Consider the following 25,720-nt stretch of genomic DNA (forward strand, 5'->3'; position numbering starts at 1 on the left):
ACCCGCATGCAAGCAAAGACCGACATGACCACCGAACTGGCGCTGCTTGGCGTGCTGGCCGCCCTGTGGGGCGCGTCCTATACCTTCATCAAGATCGGTGTCGAGACGATCCCGCCGATATCCTTCATCGCTGCCCGCACCTTGATTGCCGGCGCCATCCTGCTCGCGCTGATCCGCTGGCGCGGCCTCGCCATGCCCAAGGACAGCGCGACCTTGTGGCGGTTCATGGTCCAGGCCTGCCTCAACAGCGTCGTGCCGTTCACGCTGATCGCCGCCGCCGAGCGTTCCATCGATGCCGGCCTGGCCACCATTCTCAACGCGACCTCGCCGATCTTCACCTTTCTGCTGACCGCGCTGATCACCCGCCACGAATCCGTGACCGCACGCAAGCTGTTCGGCGTCGGTGCCGGCATCGCCGGTATTTGCCTGATCGTCGGCACCCAGGCGCTTGGCGGGCTCGGCCATCAATTGTGGGCGCAGCTTGCCGTCATTGCCGCCACGGTCTGCTATGCCGGCGCCGCCATTTTCGGCCGCGGCTTTAGGGGACTCGACCCGATGCTGCCGGCCGCCGGCTCGATGCTGTGCGGCGCAGTCATCCTCGTCCCCTTGAGCCTGGCCTTCGACCGCCCGTGGACCCTGTCGCCTTCAATGGCGTCGATACTGGCCTTGTTGGCATTGTCGGTGTTCTCCACGGCGCTGGCCTTCTGCATCTTTTTCCGCCTAATCCACACGCTTGGTTCGGTCGGCACGACGTCGCAGGCCTATCTGCGCGTGCCGATCGGCGTCGGCATCGGCGTCGTGTTCCTCGGCGAGAGCCTTGGGCCGACAGCTTTCTGGGGCATGGGCTGCGTCGTCGCCGGCGTTGCGGCAATGACCATCCCCGCCCGCTCCCGGGCGCTGGCGCGCTAGATCGTGATGAGATTTGGTTGAAATCTCATCATGATCTAACCCTTTGTTGGAGCATGATCTTTTCCAAAAACCGGTACCCACTTTTTGGGATCATGCTCTAGTTCCCGTCCGGAATTGCGCCCGCTCCAGCAGGCTTGCGGCTGATAGGGTCTCCGCCTATGTCGGAGATGTCCGTTTGTTCCTGGGGGTGGAAACGCCGTGATCTCCAACGCTGCCCGCGCCGCCTTCAGCCGGCTGTTTTCTCCCGAATTCCGCGCGGTTTTCCTGAAGACGCTGGGCTTGACCGTCCTGGCGCTGGTCGCCTTGTGGTTCGTCTTGACCGGGCTTGTCGATTGGCTGGCGCTGCCATGGGTTCACTCCTTGTTGCCCGGCCTGCCGTCCTGGGCCGGATGGCTGGGCGGCATTATCGCGGCCATCGCTCTTGCCTTCGGGATGGCGCTGCTGATCGCGCCGGTGACGGCAATCGTGGCGGGCCTGTTTCTCGACGACATCGCCGAAGTGGTCGAGCGCACCGACTATCCGGCCGATCCCGTCGGACGCGCCATGCCGGCGCTGCGCTCGCTCGTGTTGTCGGTGAAATTCTTCGGCGTCGTCATCCTGGGCAACATCGTCGCCTTGCTCCTTCTGTTGGTTCCAGGCGTCAACATCGCCGCCTTCTTCATCGTCAACGGCTATCTGCTCGGACGTGAATTCTTCGAATTCGCCGCCATGCGCTTCCGCCCGGAAGATGAGGCGAGGGCGTTGCGCCGGAAATATGCCGGCACCGTCTTTCTGGCCGGGCTGCTCATCGCTGCCTTCCTCGCCGTGCCCCTGCTCAACCTGCTGACGCCGCTCTTTGCCGCCGCCATGATGGTGCATCTGCACAAGGCGGTCGGCGCGCGGGAGAGCGCCGGGCGATAGGCCTATCAACGCAGAAGAAAACCGCGTCCCAATTCGTCATCCGGCTCGACGGTGAATTCCGCCCGGCCCGAATAGTAGGCGCGGCCGCCGACGCGGGCGATGATCGCATCATGCGGGCCGGCCATGGTCGTGCGCGCCACCGCTCCGGAAAAGCGCGAGCCGGCGATGCTTTCGAAGGACCGCTCCTGACCAGGGTTGATCTCACCCTTGGCATGCATTGCCGCCAGCCGCGCGGTGACGCCGGAGCCGGTCGGCGAGCGGTCGACCTCGGCATCGGCAAAGACGCAGATGTTTTTTGTTGCCTCGCCGGAGAACGCATCGTGTCCATCGGTGAGGATGGTGCCGTAGAGGAAAGCGAGATCGGCATGGTCGAGATGCGATAGAGGGAACGCCGCCTTCAGCCGCTCGGTCAGCGCGGTTGCCGCGTCGACGAAATCGCGCACCCGGCTGCGGCCGAACTCCAGGCCGAATTGATGGCAGTCGGCCAGCGCGTAGAAGGCGCCGCCATAGGCGATGTCGAACGCAATCTTGCCGTATCCCCCCAATTCGATTTGTTGGTCATGGGCAAACAGAAAGGCCGGCACGCTTTCGAACGACACCGATCCCGCTTTGCCGTCCTTGACCTCCACCGAAGCGACGACCAAGCCGCACGGCGCCTCGATGTTGACCATGGTGATTGGCTCCTGTTTCGCCACCAGGCCTTCGTCGACGGCGTAGCGGCCAAGCGCAATGATGGCGTGGCCGCACATCGTCGAATAGCCCTCGTTGTGCATGAACAGCACGGCCAGCTCGGCGCCGGGCAGGTCGGGCTCCACCAGCAGCGCGCCATACATGTCGTAGTGGCCGCGCGGCTCGAAGATCAGCAGCTTGCGCAAATGGTCGAGGTGGTCGCGCACATAGGCGCGCTTTTCCAGGATCGTGCCTTTGGGAATGTCTGGATAGCCGCCGGTGACGATCCTGAGCGGCTCGCCGCCGGTGTGCATGTCGACGACGGTGAGCGTCATGCGCCGGGACCCCCTAGCCTGAGGATTTGGAAAACAGCGCCTGCAATTTGCCGAACGGGATGGCGGCCCGGGTGAAGCCGAACGTGCCGTCCTGCTGGATCTCGCGCGCCGCGGTTTCCAGCATGCCGAAGGCGAAATTGGTCAGCCACGGACCGAGCGAGATGCGCTTGACCCCGGCCATGGCAAGGTCGGCGATGGTGAAGGCCGGGAGTGCCATGACATTGACCGGCCTGCTCACCGCCGAGCAGATGTTCCGGATGGTCTCGACATCTTTGAGGCCGGGCGCATAGAGCACATCGGCGCCGGCCTTTTCGAAGGCCTGCAGCCGCTTGATCGTGTCGTCGAGATCCGGTTTGCCCCAAAGGAAATTCTCGGCCCGTGCGGTGAAGACGAAATCATGCTTGAGCGCCCGTGCGGCCTCAGCAGCAGCTGCAACGCGCTCGACGGCGTGTGAAAACTCATAGATGGGCTTGTCGGGATCGCCGGTATGGTCCTCGATCGAGCAGCCGGCGAAACCTGCCGCTTCGGCCGCAAAAACCGTCTCGGCGGCACTCGTCGCGCTGTCGCCCTTGCCTTTCTCGAGATCGGCCGACACCGGCAGACTGGTCGCCGCCGTCAGCTCGCGGCAATGGTGGATCATCGCCTCGAAGGTCACTGCGCCATCGGGCAGGCCGCGCGAGAAGGCAAAACCGGCGCTGGTCGTCGCCAGCGCCTTGAAGCCGAAGGAGGCCAGGAGCTTGGTCGTGCCGACATCCCAGGGGTTGGGCATGACGAAGGTCGAGGCGTGCAGGTCGCGAAAGATCTTGCCCTTGTCCATGAGTGCTCCCTTCAGATGCGGAAATGCCGGCAGATTCTATCGTGCAGCAATGCACCGGGCAAACAAATGCGGTTGGCTCAGAAGCGTTTGGCGTTCTCTCCTGCCAATTTGTCCAGCGCATCGGAATCCTTGACGTAGTGCAACGTCTTCTTGTCCCAATGATAGGTAACGGAAATTGTGTGGGCTTCAGGCTTGGGCGGCTGGTCGTCGCAGCTCTCGCCGTTGAGCACCGTGGCGTCGGTCACCGTCACTTTGACCGCGGCATAAGGCTGTCCGTCAGCGATCGTCTGGAAAGCAACATCCTGCTTGCGGCTGTAGGCGCACAGGTTCTCATCGAAGGTGAAAATCATGTCGATCAGTTGGAATTTGTCGTCGCGCACCATGATCAGCGGCGTGATCGCGTAGTTTTGGCTTGAATTGAAATGCGCGCTCATGGTGATCACGATGTCGTCGTTCGGCCCAACGGAAAGCTTGCCCGGTTCACGGAAATAGGTGCCGCGGTCGAGCGCGACATTGACGACGTCGAGCAGCTTCGGCCTGTCTGTGATGTCGTAGAGCGCCAGCACGGCATAGCCTTCGGCGCTGTCGGGGGAGTCGCCGAGGTCGTAGAGCATCGCCAGCCGGTCCTTACCCCCGGCCTTGATGGCGAGCACGCCGGCGTTGGAGAGGCCCGATGTCTCAGGCGGCGAACCGCCGCCATCCGGTCCCTCGATGTGGCGCATCTCGATCGGCAATCCACCCCGGTAGAAACCGTTGCTGTCACCTGCGAGGCCGGGAATGACCATCCTTGCGAGGTCCAGATAGGTCACATCCATGTGATCGGGGATGGCGGTGCCGAATTCCGGGAAGCTGACGGCTTGCGCGCTGGCTGCGGTCCAAAGCCACGGCAGCAGCACAAGCGCTAGAGCAATTTCAGGAAAAGTGTGTGCGGTTTTCCGGCCGGAAATTGCGACAAAACAAAAAGATAGAGCGGTTCGCCGTTTCCATGAAACGGTGAAACGCTTTAGGATGGAGCGAAGCAGGTTCGTTGGCATGGGTGCCTCAGGCTGGCCGCGCGGAACCTAACACAGCTTCAGTGGATCGGCACCAGCCCGGCAAGTTCGCGCATGTCGTCGAACAGGACGCCGCCAGCGCCGGCCAGGCCATCGCGGTCGGAATAGGGATCGCCATGATAGGAATAGACACGCATGCCGGCGGCAATGCCGGCCTGCGTGCCGGCAACGCTGTCCTCGATGACGATGCAGTCGGCCGGCGCAAAACCCATGGTCTTTGCCGCATGCAGGAACAGGTCCGGGAACGGCTTGCCGCGGCTGACCATGGTCGAAGAGAACATGGCATGCTCGAACAGCGGCAGTAGCCCGGTCTGGCCGAGCGTGATGTGCATCTTCGAGATACGCGCAGAAGTGGCGACGCAATAGGGAATGCCGGCCGCGCGAACCGCCTCGATGAAGTCGCGCACATAGGGGATCGCCTCGACCCCATGCGCAAACAGATCGGGCAGGCCGGCATTCCAGCGATCGACGAAATCGGCGCCGAGCCGCACCGTGGTCGTCTCTTCGATTTCCTTCTGCACCGAAGCCATGCTGCGGCCGGAAAAATATTTGCGGCAATATTCGAATGTGGTGGGATAACCGGCGGCAACAAACCACTCGGCAAGCCGCCGGTTGGCAAGGTTCTCGGTGTCGACCAGGATTCCGTCGCAGTCGAAGATGACCAGTTTCGGTATGCTCATTCAGGCGGTGCCGGTCGATCCGAACCCGCCCGCGCCGCGCGTCGTGGCGCCGGCCAGCGAGCGCTCCTCAACCGTCACCTGCGTCACCGCGGCAAAGACGATCTGGGCAATGCGCATGCCGCGCGTCACCGCGAAATCCTCGTCGCCGAGGTTGACCAGCAGCACCTTAACCTCGCCGCGATAGTCGCTGTCGACCGTGCCTGGTGAATTGAGGACGGTCAGCCCATGCTTGAAGGCAAGGCCGGAGCGCGGCCGCACCTGGCCTTCCATTCCTTCGGGAATTTCCAGGATCAGACCGGTCGGCACCAAGGCGCGCTTGCCAGGCAGGATCAGCAGCGGCCGGTCTTCCGGCACCGCGGCGCGCAGATCCATGCCGGCGGCGCCGGTGCTTTCATAGGCGGGAAGAGGAAGTCCATCTCCATGCGGCAACCTGACGAAGCCGACAGTGGGACCAATGACGGAGGAATTTTGGAAGGCTGCGCGCATAAAATCGATCCTATCGGCGCGAACGGCGATTCGGTCAACTCGTCCGCAGGCCTATCAACGGCTTTCTTTCAGGCGTCAGTGTGACCTAGCGCAATTCCACCGGAACGACGGTCGTCTCCTTGATCTCCTCCATGACGAAGGAGGCGGAAACGTCCGACAGCGCCACCTTGGCGATCAGCCGCTGATAGAGCCGGTCATAGGCCTTCATGTCAGCGACGCGGGCGCGCAGCACGTAGTCGAGATCGCCGGACATGCGATAGACCCCGGTGATCTCGGGAAAACCAGTCACCGCCGCACGGAACTTCTGCAGCCAGTCCGGGTCATGATTGGAGGTGCGGATCAGGATGAACACCGAGAGCCCGAGCCCGAGCTTGTCGGCATCGACCAGCGCCACCCGTCCGGTGATGACGCCGTCCTCTTCAAGCCGCTTGACGCGGCGCCAGCAGGCGTTGCGCGACAGCGACACTTTTTCGGAGAGCTGATCGACCGACAGTGTGCCGTCGCGTTGCAGCTCGGCCAGCAATCTTCGGTCGATTTCATCGAATTCAAGCGCCATGTTGGGATGAATGTCCCGAACCACGGCGTTAGACAAGGACAAATTGAGACCGATGAACCTTTACCCTGTGGCAGGATACCCACATCGGGGCTTATCCCGGCAGGAGGGATCACCATGACGACGCTGTTTTCGAAGCTGTTCACCTCTCACCCGGCCAAGGTGGGCGAGACCTATTTCAGCCATATGGCCTTTGCCGCCTGGTTCTGCTCGCGCCTCCTGATGGCCGCTGGTGCGGCACTCGTTCACGCTTTCTTGCCGTTTCTCTTCGAAACTGCGGCAAGCCGAATCGTTCGCGAACTCTACGAGCGGACGCACAACAGAGGCTCGCACGCGTTCAAGGAGCCCCAGGCTCTCTTGGATCGCGCCTAGGATTGGTTAGAAGCGATGTGCCGATGGGCGGCCTATCTGGGTGAAGCGGTCTTCCTCGAAGACGTCGTCACCGCGCCTTGCCACTCGCTGATTGCCCAGAGCCATTGCGCCCAGGAAGCCAAGTCGCCGACCAATGGCGACGGTTTCGGCCTTGCCTGGTATGGCGACCGGCCCGAGCCCGGCCTCTACCGCGACATCCTGCCGGCCTGGTCGGATCCCAATCTGAAAAGCCTGTGCCGGCAGATCAAATCCGGCCTGTTCCTCGCCCATGTCAGGGCGTCGACCGGCGGCGCCACCAGCCGCATGAACTGCCATCCCTTCATCTCCGGCAGCTGGTCGTTCATGCACAATGGCCAGATCGGCGGCTTCGAAAAGATCCGCCGCGCGCTGGAGAACTCGCTCTGCGACGCCGTGTTCGACCAGCGCGAGGGCACCACCGATTCCGAATTGTTTTTCCTGCTGATGATCGATGAGGGTCTTGCTGGCGACCCGCAAGGGGCAGTATCGCGCGCCACCGCTCGGGTTCTAGAGGCGTCACGCCACGCCGGTCTGGAGCCAGCCGTGAAACTGACCGCAGCGTTCTCGGATGGGCAGGCGCTCTATGCCGTGCGCTACGCCAGCGACGCCCACGCGCCGACGCTGTACACGTCGGTGCGCAATGCCGGCCGTTGCATCGTGTCGGAGCCTTTCGATCGCGAGGGCGGGGAATGGCAGGCCATCCCGCCGGCGAGTTTTGTGACCATTACGGGTGATGGGATGAGCATTCGGCCGTTCGTGCCGGCTGTGGCAAGGCTGGCACTGGTCGTCTAGGCCCTAGTCTAGGCCGCATTCTTCGCGCCCCCCTCTGTCCTGCCCTCCCCACGAGGGGGGAGATTGGAGGTCACGGCGGCCTTCGCCAATTTTCAACGCAGGAAAAGGGGCGCCGAAGCCAAAGCTGCCAATCGCCCCCCAAAGTGGGGGAGATGTCCGGCAGGACAGAGGGGGGCGCCGTAGAGCGCCAACCTCAACCGACCGGCAAGCGCAATTTTGATCAAGCGCCGATGATCTCCGAATGCTGAACTTGGTTTTAAACCGCGATACGTTTGGCAGCAGCCGGAGCAATCATGGACCTCGCCTTTTCCTCGACCATCGATCTCGCCGCCGCAATCGCGGCGCGAAAGATCTCCGCCGTCGAAGCTCTGGACGCCCATCTGGTCCAAATCGACCGACACAACGAGGCCGTCAACGCCATCGTCAATCTCGACCGCGAAGGCGCCCGTGAGCGCGCTGAAAACGCCGACGTGGCATTGGCGCATGGCGATGCGCTCGGCCCGCTGCATGGCGTGCCCTTCACCCTGAAGGATACGCACGAAACGGCCGACATGGAGACCACGGTCGGTTTCCCGCCTTTCGCCAACCATACGGCAAAATCGGACAGCCCGGTCGTCTCCCGATTGAAAGCCGCAGGCGGCGTCCTGATAGGCAAAACCAATGTCGCGACCATGCTGGGCGACTGGCAGTCGGACAACCCGCTGTTCGGTCGCACCAGCAATCCGTGGAACCGCTCGCGCACGTCAGGCGGGTCCAGCGGTGGCGCCGCGGCAGCGGTGGCGACCGGCATGACGCCGTTCGATGTCGGAACCGACATGCAGGATTCGATCCGCCTGCCGTCGGCTTTTTGCGGTGTCTACGGGTTGAAACCGACCGAGCACCGCGTGTCGCTGGCCGGCGCCTTCCCCGATCCGAACGGCGCGGCGCGAAGCGTGCGGTTGATGTCCTGCCTCGGCCCGCTGGCGCGCAGCGTGGACGATCTTGCGCTGATCTACAAAATCATCGCCGGCCCGGACGGAGCAGACACCGACCTCGCGCCGGTGCATTTAGAGGCCATGCCCAGGCTCGACCTCAAGACATTGCGCATCGCCGCCGCGCCGTCCTTTCCCGGCTTTCCGGTGGCTGGCAAAATCGCTGCCGCAGTCGAAATCCTGGCCAAGCGGTTGCAATCAGCAGGGGTGATTGTGGAAGAAGCGAACTTGCCTGAGATCGATCTGCATGACGATCTGGAGCAGGGCGGCGATCTGATCGGCATGATGTTGGAGGCAGCGCAGCCCGAACCACCGGAGCAGCCAACGCCGATCACCAATTGGTTCGAGGCGCTCGCTCGCCGCGACCGCTCCATCCTGGCCTGGGACAGGTTCTTCGAAACCTGCGATGCCTTGCTGTGCCCGGTCGCCATGACCACGGCCTTCGCGCATTGTGAGCCCGGCACGCCGATCGAAGTCGACGGCAAGGAGCTAAGCTATTGGATGCTACCGGCCTATGGCGCGGTCTTCAATTATTCCGGCCATCCGGCACTCTCGCTGACCTGCGGGCAAGACCGCGACGGCCTGCCCATCGGCCTGCAACTGGTCGGCAAGCGCTGGTCGGAATCGCGCCTGCTTGGCATCGGGAAGGCAATCGAAGCGTTCACCGGCGGCTTCAAGCGTCCGCCGGGCTACTGAGCAAACCGACCCAACCCATAAGGCGTCAGCAGCGGATCACGCTCGCCGTCGAGAATTTCGCGCGTGGCGAACAGCCCGACCGCCGGCGCCAGCGTGATGCCGGAATGCATGACGGCGACATAGAGGCCGTCGGCGCCCTCGGCGCGGCCTATGATCGGAAAGCCGTCGATCGGCGTCGGCCGGTAGCCAACCGTGTGGAAATCGAATTCCAGTTCGTCGGCGCCGCGCAAGGCCGCCTTCATTGCTGCAAACAGCTCGCGCGCCGTGGCGTCGGGATTCTCACCGGGATCGCTCCCCGCGAAATCCGAGCCGGCGATGATGCGGCCCTCCGCCGTCTGGCGCATATGCAGCTTTTCGGCATGCACCAGCCCGTTGAGGAGCTTCTTGTAGGGCTGCGAGTGGACGATCAGACCGGGCGGCGTCTCGATCGGCAGCTTGATGCCGGCGGTAGCGGCAATATCGGGTGCCCCGACACCGGCTGCGATCACCACCTCGTCGGCTGCCATCAGCCCATGCGATGTATCGACACCGCTAATCCTGCCATCTGTCTGGACAATCGCGGTTACAGAACTGGAAAGAATGCGCGCGCCGCGCCGTTCTGCATCGGCCAGCAGCGCCTTGGCCGCCGCAACCGGTTCGGCCACGCCTTCCTCCGCGACATTAACCGCGAATTCAGGCGGCTCGACGAGATTGGGCTCGATTTGCGCTGCCCGCCCGGCGTCGACGCGTTCGATGCCGTAACCCCAGGAAGCATGCTCAGCCGCGTAGGCTTCGAGCCTGTCGGCCGGCAGATCCCAGCACAGCCCGCCGCACCAGGCGAGCGGCAGGCCGGGCAGCTCGTTTGCCAGCCGCTTCCATTCGGCCATCGCACGGATGCGCAGCCGGAAATAGATTTCGGGATTGCCCCAGCTGGCGTTGATCCAGGCAAAGGAGTTTGGCGTGGCGACGCCGCCGGCACCACTATCGGAAATCACAGTCACCCGCGCCCCGGCCTTGGTCAGGTGCCAGGCGATGGACGCCCCGATAATGCCGGCGCCAATGACGATGACTTCTTTAGCGCTGCTCATACCGGACCTCTCAGAATGGGCTCCTCTGATGCCACCGTAACGATTCAAGCTCAAGTGTGGTCGGCCTGCCGGCCCGAAACTGTCGACAGGCCAGCAATGCGCTGCTAGAAGCCCGCGCCACAGACAGGATTCCAGAAATTGGCTGAAGACATCGAACAGGCGGTATCGCGCCGCCGCACTTTCGCGATCATCGCCCACCCCGACGCCGGAAAGACGACGCTCACCGAAAAGCTGCTGCTGTTCGGCGGCGCCATCCAGCTTGCCGGCGAGGTCAAGGCCAAGAAGGATCGCATCCAGACCCGGTCCGACTGGATGAAGATCGAGCGCGAGCGCGGCATTTCGGTCGTCACCTCGGTGATGACCTTCGAATATGAGGACAATGTCTTCAACCTGCTCGATACGCCCGGCCACGAGGATTTTGCCGACGACACCTACCGCACCCTGTCGGCGGTCGATAGCGCCGTCATGGTCATCGACGCCGCCAAGGGTATCGAGCCGCGCACGCTGAAACTGTTCGAAGTCTGCCGGCTGCGCGACATCCCGATCATCACCTTCATCAACAAGATGGACCGCGAAAGCCGCGACCCGTTCGAAATTCTCGACGAGATCGAGCAGAAGTTGGCGCTGGACACTGCCCCCATCACCTGGCCGATCGGCCGCGGCAAGACTTTTGCCGGCACCTACCACCTGGCGCTCAACGCTGTGCGCAGGGGCGATGCCGAGAAAGAGCGCACGCCGGTCAACGGCCCCGACTCCAACCGCGTCGCCGGCCTGCTGCCGGAAAACGAGCGCGAGGCCTTCATCGAGGAGCTGGAGCTCGCGCGCGAAGCTTGCCGCCCGCTCGACATCGACGCCTTCCGCGAAGGCCATCTGACACCGGTCTATTTCGGCTCGGCGCTGCGCAATTACGGCGTGCGCGACCTGATCGAGGCGCTCGGCGCCTTCGGCCCGCCGCCGCGTGCGCAGGACGCAGACACCCGCAAGGTCGAGGCGACGGAGGAGAAGATGACGTCCTTCGTGTTCAAGATCCAGGCCAATATGGACCCCAACCATCGCGACCGCATCGCCTTCGTGCGCGTCTGTTCGGGCAAGCTCGAGCGCGGCATGAAGGCCAAGCTGGTGCGCACCGGCAAGCCGATGAGCCTGTCGGCGCCGCAGTTCTTCTTTGCCCGCACCCGCGTCACCGCCGACGAAGCGTTTGCCGGCGATGTCGTCGGCATTCCCAACCACGGCACGCTGCGTATCGGCGATACGCTGACCGAAGGCGAGGAGATACTGTTCCGCGGCGTACCCAACTTCGCGCCGGAAATCCTGCGCCGTGTGCGCCTCGGCGACGCGATGAAGGCGAAAAAACTCAAGGAAGCGCTGCACCAGATGGCCGAGGAAGGCGTCGTGCAGCTGTTTTCGCCGGAAGACGGCTCGCCGGCCATCGTCGGCGTTGTCGGCGCGTTGCAGCTCGACGTTTTGAAGGAGCGGCTGAATTTCGAATACACGCTGCCGGTCGAATTCGAAATGTCGCGCTTCTCGGTCTGCCGCTGGATCTCGGCCGACGACAAGGGCGAGACGCTTCGCTTCATCGAAGCGCATCGCGGCGACATCGCCCGCGACCTCGACAACGACCCTGTGTTTCTGGCCCAGCACGCCTTCTCGCTGAACTACGAAGCCGAACGCTGGAAGGCGATCCGCTTCGCAACCGTCAAAGACTACCAGGTCCGCGACAAGGCGGCGTAAGGCGCCATCTTGCCTTCTCCCCGTTCACTGGGAGAAGGTGCCCGAAGCGCGGATGAGGGGCAGCGAGGCGTTGAGGGCTTCACTCAGCCTTTGGCAGCTTCCTCGATCTTGGCGATATCGATCTTGCTCATCTGCATCATCGCCGACATCACCCGCCCGGCCTTGGCCCGGTCCGGATCCAGAAGCAGGCGCGGCAGTTGCTCCGGCACGACTTGCCAGGAGACGCCGAACTTGTCCTTCAGCCAGCTGCATTGCGACGGTTCGCCGCCGCCTTCGATGAGCTTGTCCCAGAAATAATCGACCTCTTCCTGGGTCTTGCAGTCGATCGACTGTGACATCGCCTCGTTGAACTTGAATTGCGGTCCGCCGTTGAGTGCCTGGAACTGCACGCCGTCGAGTTCGAACGTGGTCACCAGCGCCTTGCCGGCATCGGCTTGGCCTTCGGGCCAACGCAGCACGCTCAGCACCTTCGAATTCTTGAAGATGGAGACGTAGAAATTCATCGCCTCTTCGGCCTGGCCATCGAACCACAGGCAGGTGGTGATCTTTTGCATGTCATGCTCCTCGGGTGTTTGGTTGCGGTTACAGGTGAAGCTGCTGACTTATAGAAATGGTGCCATTCCCTTGCCGTCGTCCAAGGACGGATGCCGGGCTAGCGATCCGACACTGGCCGGCAATCTTTTTCGAAACCCTGATTTTCAGCGAGACTCTGGCGCATTGCAAAAAAGTGGCCAGACCATACTTGCCGGTCTATAAACCCTGCGATCCAAGTTCCGCGCCGCCACGCTCCGCACCGGGCGCAGCCAGCCAGCCAAGGAAAATTCATGCCTGCCTATCGCTCCCGCACCACCACCCACGGCCGCAACATGGCCGGCGCCCGCGGCCTGTGGCGCGCCACCGGCATGAAGGATTCGGATTTCGGCAAGCCGATCATCGCGGTGGTCAATTCCTTCACCCAGTTCGTGCCGGGTCATGTCCATCTGAAAGACCTTGGCCAGCTGGTGGCGCGCGAGATCGAGAAGGCCGGCGGCGTCGCCAAGGAATTCAACACCATCGCCGTCGATGACGGCATCGCCATGGGCCATGACGGCATGCTCTATTCGCTGCCGTCGCGCGAGCTGATCGCGGACTCGGTCGAATATATGGTCAACGCGCATTGCGCCGATGCCATGGTCTGCATCTCCAATTGCGACAAGATCACGCCCGGCATGCTGATGGCCTCCTTGCGCCTCAATATCCCAAGCGTCTTCGTCTCCGGGGGGCCGATGGAAGCCGGCAAGGTGGTGCTCGCCGGCAAGACACAAGCGCTCGACCTGGTCGACGCCATGGTTGCCGCCGCCGACGACAAGATCTCCGACGAGGACGTCAAGGTCATCGAACGCTCGGCCTGCCCGACCTGCGGCTCGTGCTCCGGCATGTTCACCGCCAATTCGATGAATTGCCTGACCGAGGCGCTCGGCCTGTCGCTACCCGGCAACGGCTCGACCCTGGCAACCCACGCCGACCGCAAGCGGCTGTTCGTCGAGGCCGGCCATCTCATCGTCGATCTCGCCCAGCGCTACTACGAGCAGGATGATGAGTCGGCACTGCCGCGCAGCATCGCCTCCAAAGGCGCCTTCGAGAACGCCATGACGCTCGATATCGCCATGGGCGGCTCGACCAACACCGTGCTGCATATCCTGGCCGCCGCCCATGAGGGCGAGGTCGATTTCACCATGGAAGACATCGACCGGCTGTCACGCCGCGTTCCGGTGCTGTGCAAGGTCGCACCGGCCAAGTCCGACGTGCATATGGAAGATGTCCATCGTGCCGGCGGCATCATGGCGATCCTCGGCCAGCTCGACAATGCCGGGCTGCTCAACCGCAACCTGCCGACGGTGCATACGGCAAGCCTCGGCGAAGCGCTCGACCATTGGGACATTTCCCGCACCTCAAGCCAGAGCGTCCGCGACTTCTTTCTCGCCGCTCCGGGTGGCGTGCCGACACAGGTCGCCTTCAGCCAGGACCGCCGCTGGGACGAGCTCGACCTCGACCGCGAGAAGGGCGTCATCCGCTCAGCCGAGACGCCGTTCTCGAAAGACGGCGGTCTTGCCGTGCTGAAAGGCAATCTGGCGCTCGACGGCTGCATCGTGAAGACGGCCGGCGTTGACGAGTCGATCCTGAAGTTCACCGGCCCGGCCCGCGTGTTCGAAAGCCAGGACGCTTCCGTCAAAGCGATCCTGTCCAACGTAATTAAGGCCGGCGATGTCGTCGTCATCCGCTATGAAGGGCCGCGTGGCGGCCCCGGCATGCAGGAAATGCTCTACCCCACGAGCTATCTGAAGTCGAAAGGCCTCGGCAAAGCCTGCGCGCTGGTCACCGACGGCCGCTTCTCCGGCGGCACATCAGGCCTGTCGATCGGCCATGCCTCGCCCGAAGCAGCGGAAGGCGGCACGATCGGACTGGTGCAGGAAGGCGATACGATCGAGATCGACATCCCCAACCGCACGATCCGGCTTGCTGTCAGCGACGCTGAACTCGACGCGCGCCGCGCGGCCGTGGAGGCAAAGGGCGCCATGGCCTGGAAGCCCGAGGAAAAGCGCAAGCGCAAGGTGACGACCGCGCTGCGCGCTTACGCCGCCTTCGCCACCAGCGCCGACAAGGGCGCGGTGCGGCACGTGCCGGAGTGATCCAGCCCGGCTAGTGGTACTGGCCGTACCAAGGCGATTTCGGATCGGGAAGATAGGGCCAATCCGTGCGGGTTGGCAGCGATCGCTTTGCGTCTTCCGCCTGTGATAGAAGATGCCGAACAGGTCGTTTCCACCGTTGAGCGCGTAGTATCGCACGCCCGAATGGGTGAGTTGGTCATTGATGATTTTGAAGAAGACATAAGTGGCCGTGCCCCAGCTTTTGTCTTCGCTGCCCACACTATCCGGGGCGTATATCACGAACTCCTGGCCAGCCGAGCGCACGGCATATCGTGAAGCGTACATGTCTACGCTTTCCTCGATTGCGATTGGGTCTTTCACATATTGCCGAAGCTCGGGCAAAACTTCTTGGTAGGTCTTTGCGATTCCTTGTTCGGCGAGGTTCTCCGCGTCGAGGTGATGCGCCTTGTCGTAGTCGAGAGCCATGGCAGGAGATTGCGCGGCAAAGGTGCCCAACAAGACGGATCGTAGAAAGGACATGAACCGAGCAGCGCGCATACTCGCACTCCGTTATGGCATCAGCTGATATTCATAAAGCTTCTGATACAGCCCGCCTTGGTTGAGCAGCGTGCGATGCGCGCCGCTTTCCACCACCTTGCCGGCCTCCAGCACCACGATCGTGTCGGCCTGGTGCACGGTCGACAGGCGGTGGGCAATGACGATGGTGGTGCGCCCGACCGTCAGCTGCTGCAGCGCGTCGCGGAAAAGCGCCTCGGATTCGGCGTCGAGCGCGCTGGTCGCCTCGTCTAGCAGCAGGATTTCGGCATTGCGCAGCATGGCGCGCGCGATCGAGATGCGCTGGCGCTGGCCGCCTGACAGCAGCGCGCCATTCTCGCCGACATCCGTGTCGTACCCTTTCGCCTGGGCGCTGATGAAGTCATGTGCATTGGCGGCCCTTGCGGCGGCCATTACTTCCTCGTCCGTGGCGCCCTCGCGCCCGAGCCTGATGTTGTGCATGATCGTGCCGGCAAACAGGAACGTGTCCTGGCTGACATAGGCGATCTTTTCCCTGACCGAGGTGAGCGTGGCACAAGAAATGTCCTGCCCGTCGAACATCACCCTGCCGACCTGCGGGTCGTACATGCGCATGATCAGGTTGAGGATGGTCGACTTGCCGCTGCCCGAGGGTCCGACCAGCGCCGTCATCTTGCCTGCGGCAAGCGTCAGGTCCAGTCCCTCGAACACCGGCGCGCTTTCGGGGTAGGCGAAGCTGACATTGTCGAAATGGATCTCGCCCGGCCCGGCCCGCAGCGGCTTTGCATCCGGCTTTTCGGCCAGCGTCAGCGGCCGGTCGGCGAGCTGGAACATCATGCGCACGCCGACAATGCCGGTTTCAAGCGAGATGCGTACGCGGGCCAGGCGCTTGGCCGGCTCATAGGCCAACAGCAGCGCCGCGATGAACGCCATGATGTTGCCCGGCATCTGACCGCCGCCGCCCAGAACCAGGAAGCCGCTGACAAAAACGGCGCCAGCGATGGCCAGCCCCGCAAGCGTTTCCATCACCGGGCTGGTGGCGGCCTCCAGCGTGGCGATGTTGTTGGCGCGGCTCTCCACGTCCGACACGGCCTTGTACATGCGCTTGCGCATGGCGCCTTCGAGACCGAAGGATTTGACGACGCGCACGCCGATCGCCGTTTCCTGCATCACCTGCACGATCTGGCCGAGCGAACGGAATTCTTGCGAGGCAATTTTTCGGACGCGCTTCAGGATACGATTGACGCCGTAAATGGCGATCGGCCCGATCACCAGACAGATCAGGGACAGCGCCGGCTGCTGCCAGACCATCACCCCCACCAGCGCAGCCAGCGTCACCAGGTCGCGAACATAGGACGTGACGATTTGGTCGAGCACGCTGCGCGCGGCCTGGGCATTGTTCGTCATGCGCGAAATCAGTTCGGACGAAGAGGTCGAATGATAGAATTCGATGCCTTGCGCAAGAATGCTGTCATAGATCTTGCGCTGCCGGTCGGCGATGATGGCATTGCCGACCCTGCTCATGAAGTAGGCCTGGATGAAGTTTGCGAAGCCCTTGAGAATGAAAATCGCTCCGGTCGCCGCCGCGATCAGATTGACCTGCCCAATCCGCTTGTAAACCACGAATTCATTGGTGATTTCGCGCAGCATATAGGCGCTGGCTGCTGTCGTTGCCGCCACAACCAGCATCGACAGAATGGCCGCAGCGTAGCCAAATCTATGCGCGTGAAAGGATTCCCGCAAAAGCCTTGCGATAAGGCGCTGGTTTTCCGTCGAACGGAAGAAGCGAAACAAATGGCCGATCCCATGCCTGACTGACGAATTTCGGATTCGCCACCGGGGCGAAAGGCGGCTTATAGAGCGAGTTGTGGCCGGATGGAACCTTTCGCTGTCGCGGAGACAATCGGCTGCGGCACGGTGTCTTTTGCGCCACGATTGCGGCGACTGATCTGCAGGGAGATGACGACAGATGGATTTCGACCTTGTTGTGCGCGGCGGAACGCTGCCCGACGGCACCGTCGCCGACCTGGGCATCATCGGCGAGACGATCGTCGCCATCGAGTCCGAACTGCATGTCAGCGCCGGCACGGCGATCGACGCCCGTGGCAATCTGATCTCGCCGCCCTTCGTCGATCCGCATTTCCATATGGACGCCACGCTGTCCTACGGCATTCCACGCATCAACGCTTCGGGCACGCTGCTGGAAGGCATTTCGCTGTGGGGCGAACTGAAGCCGCTCTTGACCCATGACGCGGTGCGCGAGCGGGCGCTCGCCTATTGCGACTGGGCGGTCTCGATGGGCCTGCTCGCCATCCGTACCCATGTCGATGTCTGCGACGACCGGCTGCTGGCGGTCGAGGCGCTGCTCGACGTCAAGAAGATTGTCGCGCCCTATATCGATCTGCAACTGGTCGCTTTCCCGCAGGATGGCTTCTACCGTTCGCCGACGGCGCGCCAGAACACGCTGCGCGCGCTCGACATGGGCGTCGACATCGTCGGCGGCATCCCGCATTTCGAACGCACCATGGCCGACGGCACGCGCTCGGTCACCGAACTTTGCGAAATCGCGGCGAAGCGCGGGCTGATGGTCGACCTGCATTGCGACGAGACCGACGATCCGTTGTCGCGCCACATCGAGCAGCTTGCCTATGAGACGCAGCGCCTTGGCCTGCAGGGCAAGGTGGCCGGCTCGCACCTGACTTCCATGCACTCGATGGACAATTATTACGTCTCCAAGCTGCTGCCGCTGATCGCCGAGACCGGTGTCTCGGCGATCCCCAATCCGCTGATCAACATCATGCTGCAGGGCCGCCACGACACGTTTCCCAAACGCCGCGGCATGACCCGGGTGAAGGAGATGCAGGCGCTCGGCATCCGCGTCGGCTGGGGCCAGGATTGCGTTCTCGACCCCTGGTATTCGCTCGGCACCGCCGACATGCTCGACGTCGCCTTCATGGGCCTCCACGTCGCTCAGATGTCGAGCCCTGCCGACATGGCGCGCTGCTTCGACATGGTCACCAACGTCAACGCCGCCATCATGGGCCTCGATCATCTCGGCCTTGCCGTGGGCAAGCGCGCCAGCTTCGTCATCCTCGATGCAGGCAACCCGATCGAGGCCTTGAGGCTGCGTGCCGAACGGCTGTGCGTCGTCGCCAGGGGCAAGGTGGTGGCCGAGCGCACGAAGCAGGAGACACGGCTGTCGATCGCCGGCCGTCCCGGACAGGTGAACCGGCGGCACAAAGCTGCGTAGAAACAGCCGATTTCCGCCGCTGGTCTTACCGATTTGCCTCGTCAAAGCGGCCGCTTGCAGCTAGGGAGCCGCATGGCCCAGTCGCTCGTCCGCACCTTTACCATCAGGAACGTGCTTTTGGCCGGCATCCTTTTGATGCTGGCCGGCGACTTCATGTTCGCGCTGAACGACGCGATGGGCAAATGGCTGGTCGCCAGCTTCTCGGTGGGGCAGGTGGTGCTGATCCGATCGATCGGGGCCTTCATCGTGCTCGGCCCGATGATCGCCAACCAGGGCGCCGCAAAGCTGTTCCAGATGGAGCGGCCAGTCCTCCAGCTTCTGCGCGTGGTGGCGACGACGGTCGACACAGCCTTGTTCTACGCCGCCGTCGTCTATCTGCCGCTGGCCGATGTGATGAGCTTCTACATGGCCGGGCCGATCTATGTGGCGGCGCTGTCGCATTTCCTGCTCGGCGAAAAGGTCGGCTGGCGCCGCTGGGCCGCCATCCTGGTCGGCTTCTGCGGCGTGCTGATCATCTTGAAGCCCTCTTCGGCTGCGTTCTCGCAGTCCTCGCTGTTCGCACTGGTCGGCAGCATTGCCTTCGCCTTCGCCATCATCCTCAGCCGCCGCCTGCGCGGCACCAGCGACACAACGCTGGTAACCTGGCAGACTATCGGCACGCTGCTGGTCGGCGGCGTGATGACCATCGGCGCCTGGCAGACGCCCTCGGCACTCGATTTCGGCGCCATGCTCCTGCTCGGCATCGTCTCCTGCAGCGCGCATCTGATGATTACCAGGGCGCTGAAACTGGCCCCTGCCTCGACGCTGGCGCCGCTGCACTACAGCCTGCTTCTATGGGCGGTGATCTTCGGCCTGGCCTTCTTCGGCGACGTGCCGGGACCGCGCATCCTGATCGGCTCGGCCATCGTCGTGCTCGCCGGCCTGTTCATCTTCCACCGCCAGAAGGTGGTCGAAACAGTCGTGCCGCGGGAGAACGTGCCGAAAGGCGTGAATTGACCTAACCTTGGCGCACCGCCGCCAAATGCCGTGAAAACTCAGGCGTTTCCATCAGCGCCTTGCAACGGGCGAAGCGGCCGTCGGCATAGGCGCGGAAGTCCTCGACCGGGTTGTTGTTGGCAAGCTGGATCAGCCCCCACAGCGTCCACAACAGGTCGCACATCGCCTTGTAGGTGACGACGCGGCCGCGCTCGGCCGGTTTCGCCTCGCCGCCGAAATAGGCGCGCATCATCTCTTCCTCCTGCGCGGTGTCGAACCGGCCTTCGACCGAGAGGTCGCCGAGATCCCAGAGCGGGTCATTCATCCCCGAATATTCCCAGTCGACGATCCACATCCGCTCGCCCGTATCGAGCAAATTCTCGCACAGCGGATCGCAATGGCAGGCGGCAAGCGGCAGTCTATGCGCGGCAAGGGACGCACGCACGGTGTCGGATTCGCGCACCACGTCGTGGTAGCCCGGCGGCAAGGCGACATCCTTGGTCGACAAGACCTTGAGATAGTCGTCGATCATCGCAAACAGCTCGAAGCGGAACGGAAATACCGCACCGGACGTGTGCAGCTTGCGGAAGGCTTCGCCGGCGCGGGCCGGGCTGCCGGCGCGCAGCTTGAACTTTTCCGGCGACATCGTCACGGCGCCGGCAACGAAGCGGCTCGCCAGCACGCCTGTCGCGGGGTCGACATGCAGCACTTCGGGGCTGACGCCCGCTTTGGCCGCCTCACGCGCCGCCACCGCTTCATTGGCGCGGTTGATATACTCCTCGGTGCCTTTGCCGGGGATACGCAGGCAGATATCGCCGGCCCGAAAGACGAGATTGGTCATCCCGCCCAGCCGCTCAAGCGGTCCGTCATAGCCCGCCAATGCCGGAATTGCCGCAAGTGTTGCGCGTGCCTCGTCCGTCCCCATGCCTGTTGCCCTTGGCCGTGTATTTCTTGCGACAACGGTTCCACAGTTTTCGCCGTTTGGCTATCATCCGATCGAGGGTGAGCAGCGAGCTGGCGGAGAAACAGCCATGGCGGGCAACAAGGATCATGGCGGGCTTGGCGCCGCCTATTCGGCGCAACGGCCCGAGGACGTCGCCGCGATCTATGACAAATGGTCGGAAACCTACGATGCCGACATGTCGGCCGCCGGCTACCGCCATCCGACGATCTGCCTTGCCCTGCTGGCCCGCCATCTGCCGCGCGGCGCCGCACCGCTTCTCGACGCCGGCGCCGGCACCGGGCTGATCGGCGAGTGGCTGGCCATCACCGGCTATCCCCAGGTCGAAGCGCTCGATATTTCGCAAGGCATGCTGTCTAAAGCGGCGGCAAAGGGCGTCTATTCGGCGCTGCATTGCCTGGCGCTCGGCGGGCCACTGCCCTTTGCCGACAATGCCTATGCCGGCATCGTCTCGGCCGGCGTTTTCACCTCCGGCCATGTCGGCGCCGAGGGGCTGGACGAACTGATCCGCGTCTGCCGTCCCGGTGGCGTCATCGTGCTGACCATCAAGAACACGCTGTGGAACGCCGGCTTTGCCGATCGCATCGCTGCGCTCGAGGCTGAGGTCAGGGTCGTTCGTGCCGAGGAGACTGCGCCTTATGTTTCGATGCCGGGCGAGGCTGACACCGTGCCCAGCCGCGGCCTTGTGCTGCGCGTGATCTGAGTCTGGCGCAGCCTATGCCTTGATCCTGCTCATCGAAGGATCGTACATCGGTTCGAGATGGATCTTCGCCGGCGTCCGTTCCATCGCCACCACCAGCTCATAGTCGCCTGAGCTGAGAAAATCGTCGCTGACGCCATCGGCGTTGCGGACATAGCCATAGCCGATGTTCTTAGCCAGCGTGTAGCCATATCCGCCGCTGGTGAGATAGCCGACCGGTTCGCCATTGCGCAAAATCGTCTCGCGCCCGACCAGCACGATATCGGGATCGTCGACCGTGAAGCCGGCAAAGCGTTTCTTCAGGTCGGCGCCGCTGATCTTTTCGAGCGCCCGCCGGCCGACGAAATCGGTGTTCTTCCTCAGCTTCACCGCCCAGCCGAGGCCGGCCTCCTGAGGCGTGTCGTTGGGGGTGATGTCGGAGCCCCAGGCGCGGTAGCCTTTCTCCAGCCGAAGTGATTCCAGCGCCCGGTAGCCGATCGGCCGGATGCCGTGCGGCTTGCCTGCCGCCATCAGCGTGTCGAAAATCTCGCCGGTGGCGGCGATCGGCACATGCAATTCCCAACCAAGCTCGCCGACATAGGTGACGCGCAGCGCCCGAACCGTATGGCCGGCAGTCGTGATCTCGCGGATATGGCCGAACGGGAAGGCGGCGTTCGAGACATCGGCATCGGTCACGGCAGCCAGAACGTCGCGGGCCCGCGGTCCCATCAGTGACAGCGTGCCGAAATCCTCAGTGACATCTTTCAGCGTCACGTCGAGACCCTTGCCGACATGGTCGCCAATCCAGGAGAGATCATGCGTGCGGAAGCCGGTGCCGGTCACGATGTAGAATTTGTCTTCGGCGAGCCTGGCCACCGTCAAATCGGCCTCGATGCCGCCGCGCGTGTTGAGAAGCTGCGTGTAGGTCAGCCGTCCCACCGGCTTGGCGACATCGTTGGCGCAGATCCAGTCCAGCGCCTTAGCCGCATCCGAACCCGTCATTTCGTATTTGGCGAAGGACGACTGGTCGAAGATGCCGACTTTCTCGCGCACATGGCGATGCTCCTCGCCGACCGGGCCAAACCAGTTCTGCCGGCCCATGGAATAAATGTCTTCGGATGTGGCGCCCTGCGGCGCGAACCAGTTCGGCCGTTCCCAGCCGAGCTTGGAGCCGAACACCGCGCGGTGCGCTTTCAGCCGCTCGTAGAGCGGCGAGACGATGCGCGGCCGGCCCGAGACGTACTCCTCATGCGGAAAGCCGATCGTGTAATGCTTGCCATAGGCTTCCAGCGTGCGATCGCTGACCCATTGCCGGTCGCGGTGCAAATTGGAAAAGCGCCTGATGTCGACCACCCAAAGGTCGAGCGGCGCTTCACCATCGACAACCCATTGCGCCAGCACCCAGCCGGCGCCGCCGCCGGAAGCGATGCCGAAGGCGTTGAAGCCGGCGCCGACGAACATGTTGGCGCATTCGGGCGCGACACCGAGGATGAAATTGCCGTCCGGCGTAAAACTCTCCGGCCCGTTGATCATCTGCTTGACGCCGACCGTCTCCAGCGCCGGCACGCGCGCGATCGCCTGGCTCATATGCTGTTCGAAATGATCGTAGTCGTCGTCGAACAGGCGGAACTCCCAGTCATCGGGGACATCGCCGCCGGGCAGGCCGGTCGCCCAGGCCTGCGGGTTCGGCTCATAGCCGCCCATCACCAGCCCGCCGACCTCTTCCTTGAAATAGGTGCGGCGGTCGGGATCGCGGATTGTCGGCGCGTCGGTCGCCAGCCCGTCGATCTTCTCGGTGATGATGTACTGGTGCTTGACCGGTTGCAGCGGCACGCAAATGCCGGCCATCGCGCCGACCTGGCGTGCCCATTGCCCGGCGCAGTTCACCACCTTGTCGCAAGCAATGTCGCCCTTGTTGGTCTTCACCGCGGTGATGTGCCCGTCCGTCATGTCAAAGCCGGTAACGCGGACGTCCTCGAACAGCTTGGCGCCATGCATGCGCGCGCCCTTGGCCAGCGACTGCGTGATGTCGGAGGGGCTGGCCTGCCCATCGGTCGGCAGCCAGGAGGCGCCGACGAGGTCGCCGGTCTCCAGCAGCGGCCACATCTTTTTGACCTCCCCCGGCGACAGCAACTGCATGTCCATGCCGAAGCTCCTGGCCGTCGTCGCCAGCCGTTTATATTCGGTCCAGCGGTCGGCATTGGTCGCAAGCCTGAGGCACCCGGTCATCTTCCAGCCGGTAGCGAGCCCGGTTTCGGCTTCCAGTCCCTTGTAGAGCTCGACCGAATATTTGAGCACGCGGGTGATCGAGGCCGACGAGCGCAACTGGCCGACCAGCCCGGCCGCATGCCAGGTCGAACCCGAGGTCAGCTTGCCCTGTTCCAGCAGCACGACATCGGCCTTGTGGTCGCGCGCCAGGTGATAGGCCGTCGAACAGCCGATAATGCCGCCGCCGATGACGACGATGCCGGCATGTGTAGGCAATGTCATGACTGTGTCCCGTACTTCGTGCGGTAATTGTCCAGCGCCGCGTCGAGCCGCGTCAGGTTCTCCGCGGTGTAGGCGACGTAGTCGATGCCGGGCGCGTCGAGGTAAAGTTCGGAAACCATGCTCCACATCGCCTCGCGCAGCAGCGAGGCGCATTGCATGGCCGCGTGCGAGCGGCGGATCGCCTCATCCGGCTCGCGCATGAAATACGCCGTGAGGAAAGTGAAGGACTCCGCGTCGCTCATCTCGGCGTTGGAGGCAACGCCGGCAAGATCGAACATCGCGGTGTTGAAACCGGCATATTCGAAATCGATGAGCCACAACCTGTCGCCATCGTCGAGGATATTTGCCGGCAGAAGATCGTTGTGGCCGAATACGATCGGCAGCAGCTTCTGCGCCCGCTCCAACTCGTCGGCCAGAGCCAGCAGCCTGGGCAGCTCGTCGCGCTTGCGGCTGCCGCCTTCGCTCAGCGTTCGCGCATAGTCGCGGATGACATGGAAGACCCAGAACATGAAGCCGGCGCCGGAGATGTGATTGGGCATCTCGCGATGGAACCCGCGCATAAGCGCTGCGACGCGGCCGATATTGGCGCGCACATCCTCGGCGACATAGGTCTTCGCGCCGAGGAATTCCGTGACCATGATGCCGGGTTCGGAATGGTGGACCGCCGGCGCGAAGCCTGCGGCGTGCGCCGCGCGGGCCGTCATCACCTCGCGGTCGCGAAAGACGTGGTGAAATGGATAGTCCTGGCCGAAGCGCACGACATGCCGCCCGGCTGCGTCCTTGACCAGATAATTGGCGTTGCTGAGGCCGCCCGGCAGCGGCGCAATGTCGATGTTGCCGTTCCAGCAGGGCAAGGCCCGGATGCGGTCTTCAGCAGTCACGGGACCATCCCTGACTTTTGCGGAGCTTTCTTGGGCGCCATGCGCCGCGCAACGAGCGTTGGGAAACGCAAAAAATCTCGTCGGTGCGGGACGCAGGAACTCCTATCCCGCGCCGCACCGACGAGCCCCTCTGGCCAGGTTTTGATACCCGGTCTCCGCCCCCGCGGATTTGAGAAACTTTTGTGCCAGTTCAAACCCAGACGGTCTGGCCAGACGGTCCGGTCCGTGAATTGCGGCTCTGCCATCACCCTCCCGTGGCAGTTCCGAAGCTGTCACGCCATCAATGTCACGCCAGTGCTACCTAACTGTCAATGAAATGTTGTGACTTTTTTTGGGTGTTTTGCCCGAAACCACGAGCAATTCCTTTAAAAACGGCGGCATTGCCCTAAAACCGGGCAGGCCGCAAATTCAGGAAGCCAGATGATCCATTCGAAACGGCATGGCGAAATCCTCCGCCTCCTCAAGGAAGAGGGCACCGTCACCATCGCCAGCCTCGCCGACCGGCTGGGGGTTTCGCTTGAAACGGTGCGCCGGGATGTCAAGCCACTGACCGGCAATGGCTCGGTGCTCAAGATGCATGGCGCTATCGGCCTGCCGTCGATGGCCGGCGAAGCGCCCTTCGAGCGGCGCATGCGCGACAATGCCGAGGCCAAGCGGCTGATCGCCCGCATGGTCGCTGCCACCATTCGCGACGGTGAATCGGTCATGCTGGACACCGGCACCACGACCTCGTTCCTGGCCCGCGAACTGCTCGGCCACCGGCGGCTGACGGTCGTCACCAACTCGTCCGATATCGCCCGCACGCTGGCCACCGTCAACGGCAACAAGGTCTATATGGCCGGGGGCGAATTGCGCAGCGATTCCGGGGCCGCCTTCGGCGCCTCGGCGATCGATTTCGTCAGCCGCTTCTCGGTCAGCCATGCGGTGATTTCGATCGGCGCCGTCGATGCCGCCGCAGGCCTTGCCGACTACGATCTGGAAGAGGCGGAGTTCGCCCGCATGGTGCTGTCGCGCGGCCAGCGCTCGCTGGTCATCACCGACCACACCAAGTTCGGTCGCCAGGGTCTGGTCCAGGTCTGCGGCTTCGACGGTTTTTCCGAACTCGCCACCGACCAGCCGCCGCCGCGCGACATTGCCTCGGCACTTGCCGAGGCTGGAGCGCGCCTCAGCATCGCTGCGGCCTAGCCAAACACCAGCGACTGGCGCGCCGCGATCCCGGCCCATGCCGCCACCCGATACCACGAAGGCGATGTTGTGCATCATGCGCGCCGCGTC

23 protein-coding genes are annotated in these 25,720 nt (G+C 63.4%); 11 read left to right on the forward strand and 12 right to left on the reverse strand.

The genetic code is table 11. The features are described 5' to 3' along the window. Positions 1-6: 6 nt before the first annotated feature. Together NKJ88_RS09390 and NKJ88_RS09395 are read left to right on the forward strand one after the other, a co-directional pair. Complete coding sequence (locus tag NKJ88_RS09390; RefSeq protein WP_023690035.1) at positions 7-909, forward strand: DMT family transporter; 903 nt, start codon at positions 7-9, stop codon at positions 907-909. A gap of 198 nt (positions 910-1,107) precedes the next feature. Next, positions 1,108-1,809 carry a sulfate transporter family protein gene (locus NKJ88_RS09395; RefSeq protein ID WP_023692652.1) on the forward strand — a complete coding sequence of 234 codons (702 nt, stop codon included), beginning with the start codon at positions 1,108-1,110 and terminating at the stop codon, positions 1,807-1,809. A 5-nt stretch (positions 1,810-1,814) separates the two neighbouring features. Here the strand turns inward: NKJ88_RS09395 and NKJ88_RS09400 are convergent, their stop codons facing one another. The 6 genes from NKJ88_RS09400 to NKJ88_RS09425 form a co-directional block, all read right to left on the reverse strand. After that, positions 1,815-2,813, reverse strand: a complete 999-nt coding sequence (locus NKJ88_RS09400) for a proline racemase family protein (protein ID WP_352443972.1) — start codon at positions 2,811-2,813, stop codon at positions 1,815-1,817. A 13-nt stretch (positions 2,814-2,826) separates the two neighbouring features. Continuing rightward, positions 2,827-3,630 carry an isocitrate lyase/PEP mutase family protein gene (locus NKJ88_RS09405; protein ID WP_352443973.1) on the reverse strand — a complete coding sequence of 268 codons (804 nt, stop codon included), beginning with the start codon at positions 3,628-3,630 and terminating at the stop codon, positions 2,827-2,829. A gap of 77 nt (positions 3,631-3,707) precedes the next feature. Further along, positions 3,708-4,526, reverse strand: coding sequence for a hypothetical protein (locus NKJ88_RS09410; protein ID WP_352443974.1), 819 nt, complete (start codon positions 4,524-4,526; stop codon positions 3,708-3,710). A 176-nt stretch (positions 4,527-4,702) separates the two neighbouring features. Further along, positions 4,703-5,362, reverse strand: coding sequence for an HAD family hydrolase (locus NKJ88_RS09415; RefSeq protein WP_023725825.1), 660 nt, complete (start codon positions 5,360-5,362; stop codon positions 4,703-4,705). Further along, positions 5,363-5,848, reverse strand: coding sequence for a dUTP diphosphatase (gene dut, locus NKJ88_RS09420; RefSeq protein ID WP_023698959.1), 486 nt, complete (start codon positions 5,846-5,848; stop codon positions 5,363-5,365). Between the two features lie 85 nt (positions 5,849-5,933). Continuing rightward, on the reverse strand, positions 5,934-6,404 hold the full coding sequence (locus NKJ88_RS09425) for an Lrp/AsnC family transcriptional regulator (protein WP_023690042.1): 471 nt from the start codon (positions 6,402-6,404) through the stop codon (positions 5,934-5,936). 114 nt (positions 6,405-6,518) lie between these two features. Here NKJ88_RS09425 and NKJ88_RS09430 point away from each other — a divergent pair, with 114 nt between their 5' ends. From NKJ88_RS09430 to NKJ88_RS09440, 3 genes are all read left to right on the forward strand, one after another. Next, the gene (locus tag NKJ88_RS09430) at positions 6,519-6,773 is read left to right on the forward strand and encodes a DUF6356 family protein (protein WP_031199307.1); all 255 of its coding nucleotides are present in this window, start codon (positions 6,519-6,521) and stop codon (positions 6,771-6,773) included. Between the two features lie 15 nt (positions 6,774-6,788). Further along, on the forward strand, positions 6,789-7,583 hold the full coding sequence (locus NKJ88_RS09435; protein ID WP_023823797.1) for a class II glutamine amidotransferase: 795 nt from the start codon (positions 6,789-6,791) through the stop codon (positions 7,581-7,583). Positions 7,584-7,876: 293 nt separating this feature from the next. After that, positions 7,877-9,250 (forward strand): amidase, encoded by a 1,374-nt coding sequence (locus NKJ88_RS09440; protein ID WP_023823796.1) that lies wholly within the window; start codon positions 7,877-7,879, stop codon positions 9,248-9,250. Here NKJ88_RS09440 and NKJ88_RS09445 read toward each other — a convergent pair. Continuing rightward, positions 9,244-10,317 carry an NAD(P)/FAD-dependent oxidoreductase gene (locus NKJ88_RS09445; protein ID WP_352443975.1) on the reverse strand — a complete coding sequence of 358 codons (1,074 nt, stop codon included), beginning with the start codon at positions 10,315-10,317 and terminating at the stop codon, positions 9,244-9,246. The genes NKJ88_RS09440 and NKJ88_RS09445 overlap by 7 nt on opposite strands. A 138-nt stretch (positions 10,318-10,455) precedes the next feature. On the opposite strand from NKJ88_RS09445, the gene NKJ88_RS09450 reads away from it, so the two are divergent. Continuing rightward, positions 10,456-12,048, forward strand: coding sequence for a peptide chain release factor 3 (locus NKJ88_RS09450; RefSeq protein WP_286461313.1), 1,593 nt, complete (start codon positions 10,456-10,458; stop codon positions 12,046-12,048). A gap of 83 nt (positions 12,049-12,131) precedes the next feature. Here NKJ88_RS09450 and NKJ88_RS09455 read toward each other — a convergent pair whose 3' ends face one another. Continuing rightward, entirely contained in the window at positions 12,132-12,602 is a 471-nt protein-coding gene (locus NKJ88_RS09455; protein ID WP_023688814.1) for a VOC family protein, read from the reverse strand. Between the two features lie 270 nt (positions 12,603-12,872). On the opposite strand from NKJ88_RS09455, the gene ilvD reads away from it, so the two are divergent. Beyond that, positions 12,873-14,717: a dihydroxy-acid dehydratase gene (gene ilvD / locus NKJ88_RS09460; RefSeq protein ID WP_352443976.1), complete on the forward strand. Its 1,845-nt coding sequence runs from the start codon at positions 12,873-12,875 to the stop codon at positions 14,715-14,717. Positions 14,718-15,245: 528 nt separating this feature from the next. On the opposite strand, the gene NKJ88_RS09465 is transcribed toward ilvD, so the two are convergent. Further along, positions 15,246-17,003 carry an ABC transporter ATP-binding protein gene (locus tag NKJ88_RS09465; protein WP_023698913.1) on the reverse strand — a complete coding sequence of 586 codons (1,758 nt, stop codon included), beginning with the start codon at positions 17,001-17,003 and terminating at the stop codon, positions 15,246-15,248. Positions 17,004-17,178: 175 nt separating this feature from the next. Between NKJ88_RS09465 and NKJ88_RS09470 the strand changes: the two genes are divergently transcribed. Both NKJ88_RS09470 and NKJ88_RS09475 read left to right on the forward strand, forming a co-directional pair. Further along, complete coding sequence (locus NKJ88_RS09470; RefSeq protein WP_023712614.1) at positions 17,179-18,459, forward strand: amidohydrolase family protein; 1,281 nt, start codon at positions 17,179-17,181, stop codon at positions 18,457-18,459. Positions 18,460-18,531: 72 nt separating this feature from the next. Beyond that, positions 18,532-19,455 carry a DMT family transporter gene (locus tag NKJ88_RS09475; protein WP_023712613.1) on the forward strand — a complete coding sequence of 308 codons (924 nt, stop codon included), beginning with the start codon at positions 18,532-18,534 and terminating at the stop codon, positions 19,453-19,455. A gap of 1 nt (position 19,456) precedes the next feature. On the opposite strand, the gene NKJ88_RS09480 is transcribed toward NKJ88_RS09475, so the two are convergent. Beyond that, a complete protein-coding gene (locus NKJ88_RS09480; RefSeq protein WP_352443977.1) occupies positions 19,457-20,359 on the reverse strand; it encodes a phosphotransferase in 903 nt (300 codons plus the stop codon). A gap of 106 nt (positions 20,360-20,465) precedes the next feature. Here NKJ88_RS09480 and NKJ88_RS09485 point away from each other — a divergent pair, with 106 nt between their 5' ends. Next, positions 20,466-21,098 (forward strand): class I SAM-dependent DNA methyltransferase, encoded by a 633-nt coding sequence (locus NKJ88_RS09485; RefSeq protein ID WP_352443978.1) that lies wholly within the window; start codon positions 20,466-20,468, stop codon positions 21,096-21,098. 12 nt (positions 21,099-21,110) lie between these two features. Here NKJ88_RS09485 and NKJ88_RS09490 read toward each other — a convergent pair whose 3' ends face one another. Both NKJ88_RS09490 and NKJ88_RS09495 read right to left on the reverse strand, forming a co-directional pair. Further along, positions 21,111-23,564, reverse strand: a complete 2,454-nt coding sequence (locus tag NKJ88_RS09490; RefSeq protein ID WP_352443979.1) for a GcvT family protein — start codon at positions 23,562-23,564, stop codon at positions 21,111-21,113. Further along, a complete protein-coding gene (locus tag NKJ88_RS09495; RefSeq protein ID WP_027049312.1) occupies positions 23,561-24,445 on the reverse strand; it encodes a phosphotransferase in 885 nt (294 codons plus the stop codon). The genes NKJ88_RS09490 and NKJ88_RS09495 overlap by 4 nt, the downstream gene beginning before the upstream one ends. A 420-nt stretch (positions 24,446-24,865) precedes the next feature. On the opposite strand from NKJ88_RS09495, the gene NKJ88_RS09500 reads away from it, so the two are divergent. Next, positions 24,866-25,630 (forward strand): DeoR/GlpR family DNA-binding transcription regulator, encoded by a 765-nt coding sequence (locus tag NKJ88_RS09500; protein ID WP_023685103.1) that lies wholly within the window; start codon positions 24,866-24,868, stop codon positions 25,628-25,630. The last annotated feature ends 90 nt before the right edge of the window (positions 25,631-25,720 follow it).

It is taken from the genome of Mesorhizobium sp. M0016 (genome assembly GCF_040324035.1).
In the GTDB taxonomy this organism is placed as follows: domain Bacteria; phylum Pseudomonadota; class Alphaproteobacteria; order Rhizobiales; family Rhizobiaceae; genus Mesorhizobium.